The following is a 2,788-nucleotide window of genomic DNA, read 5'->3' as shown; positions in this document are numbered from 1 at the left end:
GCGCCACCGTCACCGCCACCACCCTCCCGGCGGCCGCCGAGGACCGCACGCCCCCCACCGACCCGACCGGCCTCCGCGTCACCCCCGACGGCAGCCGCGCCGCCGCCCTCCGCTGGTCCCCGGCCCGGGACGACACCCGGGTCACCGCGTACGACGTCTACCAGGCCGACACCCGCGTCCACACGGTCCCGGGCACCGCCACCGACGCCCGCCTCACCGGACTGCGCCCCGGCACCGCCTACGCGTTCACCGTCCGCGCCCGCGACGCCGCCGAGAACTCCTCCCCGGACAGCAACGCGGTCGACCTCACCACCGCCCCGGCCCCGGGCGCACCCGCGAACACCGCCCCCACCGACCTCACCGCCACCGCGGCGAAGGGCGGCGAGATCACCCTCACCTGGACGCCGCCGAAGACGGGCGCCCCGGTCACCCACCACGAACTCCACCTCAACGGCCGCTTCACCACCACCGTCGTCTGGGGCACCGCACCACCTCCCGGCCGCGCCACCTACGCCTTCCCGGTCACCGACCCCCCGGGCACCCGCTACACCGTCACCCTCCGCGCCCGGCTCCCCGACGGCACCTGGGGCGACTTCTCGGCGCCCCGGACGGTGGTCGTGCGCTGAACACGGCGCCCCTTGGCCGAAATCGCACCCTTTCGCCGGGAACCGTCACCCCCCACCCTGCGGACAGGGGATGCGACGGGCTGCCGGGGGGCGCGCCGATGACCGAACCGAGAAACGGACCGAAGACCGAACCAGGAGCCGGATCACGACTCGGACCGAGAACCGGACCGAGAACCGGACCGAGAACCGGACCGACCGACGGACCGGTCTACGTCTCCGCGCTGCCCGCCCGGCCGAACGCGCTCGACGCGTACGACCGGCTGGCGCCGGAGGTCCGGGCCGCCGTGACGCCGCTCTGGACCGTCCCGCCCCGCGTCGGCCGCGAGCGGACCCCCGGGTCCCGCGCGCCCCACCCGCCCGACCCCGACCCCGTCGCCCTCGGCCTCCACACGCACCGCGCCCTCAACCGCATCGCGCGCGTGCAGCGCGGCCGGCCCGCCTGGGTCGACACCCGACACGTCGAGAGCGAGCCGCGTTCCCTCCGCTTCGGCCCGACCCTGCCCGCCCTGCGCCCGGTGACGGGCATCGAGCGTCCCGCCTGGCAGCAGGTCGCCTGCGCCGAGGCGGCCCGGGCGGAGGGCGGCGGCCTCGGCCTCCGGATCCGTCCCGCCGCACCCCCGGACGAGAGCCAGGCCGAAGGCGTCCGCCGCCTGCTGGAGCGGACGGCGTTCGCGGGCTGCCCCGTGGACCTCCTCCTCGACCTGGGCGCCGTCGACGAGCACCCCGGGGCGTATGACACGGCGCTCCACGCCCTGAACCTCCTCGGCCCGCTGCATCCCTGGCGCACCGTCGTCCTGCTCGCCGGGTCCTTCCCCCGCGCCCACCCCCACGGCCCCGTAGCACCGCTCGCCGAGACGCACCGGGCCGACCGGGACCTCGTCGGCCGGCTCCGCCGCACCGCCGGCGGACACGCGCCGCGGATCGTCCCCGGCGACTACGGGGCGCACGACGCGGCGAGCGCCGACCGGGTCTCCGACACGGGGGAGGACCCGTTCCGCGGCGCCCTGCGCTACACCGCCGCCCACGCCTTCCTCGTGGGCGGCGTGCCGGCGGAGCCCGACCACCACGTCACGGTCCGCGCGCTCGCCCGCCAGATCGTCACCGCCCCCGACTTCAGGGGCGCGGAGTACAGCGCGGGCGACCGCTGGCTCCGCTCCTGCGCCGACGGCAGGGGCCTCGCCGGCACCGGCCACCCGGACGTCTGGATCTGCGTGGGCCACATCCAGCACCTGACCCACACCGCCCGCGAACTGCGCCGGAGCCCCTGACGCCCGCCCTCCCCGCCACCGCCCCCGAACTGCGGCGACACACCTGACCCCTGGTCCTTGCAGCCCGGAACCACCCACCCGGAACTACCCTGGGAAGCGTGGCCGAGACCGTTCTCACCAACACCGGGCTCGACAGGTTCCTCGAACTCGTCGGCGGAGCACCCGAGCACCGCGACCCCGCGTTCGCGCGTGCCGCCGAGGCGGTGCTCGGACTCCTCGCGCTGCGGGGGGCCGACCGGGGGTCGGGCGTGCCCGAGCCGACGCCCGAGCTGACGCGCCAGCTCCTCGTGGAGGACCTGCCGACGTTCGTGTACGTGCCGCCCGGCGAGCTCGCGCTCTACCCCGCCGTGCTCGGGGCGCTCGCCGCCCGCTTCGACGGGGACCGCGCCGAGCGGATCGCCGGAGTGGTCGCGGAGGCCGCGCCCGACTTCGAACGGGCCATGAACGACCCCGGCAACCTCACCTGGCACCGCTGGTACGCCTCCCTCCTGCGGACCTGCGGCACCGACCTCACCGACCCCGAGGACGTACGGCGCAGGCTCGCCGCCCTCGACGGCGCGCCCCTCCCCGACGGCGCGCGCCGGGCCGACCTCATGGGGCGGACCGCCCTCGCGGACGTCCTGCTCACCGAGGCCCTCGCGCGCGCGTACGTACGGGACGCCGAGGCGCCGCCGCCGATCGGGCCGCTGCTCACGGACCACGCCGCCGCGACCGGCATCGGACAGGTGGCCGCCGCGCTCCAGGACCGGTGGACCGCCGCCGGACTCGCCGCCCAGCTCGCCGGGCCGTACGCGCACTACGCCCCCGGCCCCGACGCCTTCCCCCACCTCGTCCTGGCCGACGCCCTCCTCGACGAGCTCCTCGACCATCACGGCGACCCCGCCGCCCCCGTGC

General features: G+C 77.2%; 2 protein-coding genes and 1 pseudogene. All 3 read left to right on the top strand.

Features of this window, described 5'->3' with window-relative positions; genetic code table 11:
- Positions 1-626: fibronectin type III domain-containing protein (locus ADL08_RS08820; RefSeq protein WP_199836975.1), on the top strand; the 626-nt coding region annotated here is incomplete at its 5' end.
- Positions 627-724: 98 nt separating this feature from the next.
- A complete protein-coding gene (locus ADL08_RS08815) occupies positions 725-1,894 on the top strand; it encodes a beta family protein (protein WP_053641515.1) in 1,170 nt (389 codons plus the stop codon).
- A gap of 98 nt (positions 1,895-1,992) precedes the next feature.
- Positions 1,993-2,788: pseudogene (locus tag ADL08_RS08810) on the top strand (hypothetical protein); the annotation flags it as partial.

The sequence above is a fragment of the Streptomyces sp. NRRL F-6492 genome, from assembly GCF_001280125.1.
GTDB lineage: Bacteria > Actinomycetota > Actinomycetes > Streptomycetales > Streptomycetaceae > Streptomyces.
Note: the sequence above shows the minus strand (reverse complement) of the source record. Positions and strands in the feature narration are given on the sequence as shown.

Coding starts and splice junctions, on each gene's coding strand:
- ADL08_RS08815 (WP_053641515.1), top strand. CDS start 725: ATGACCGAACCGAGAAACGGACCGAAGACCGAACCAGGAGCCGGATCA.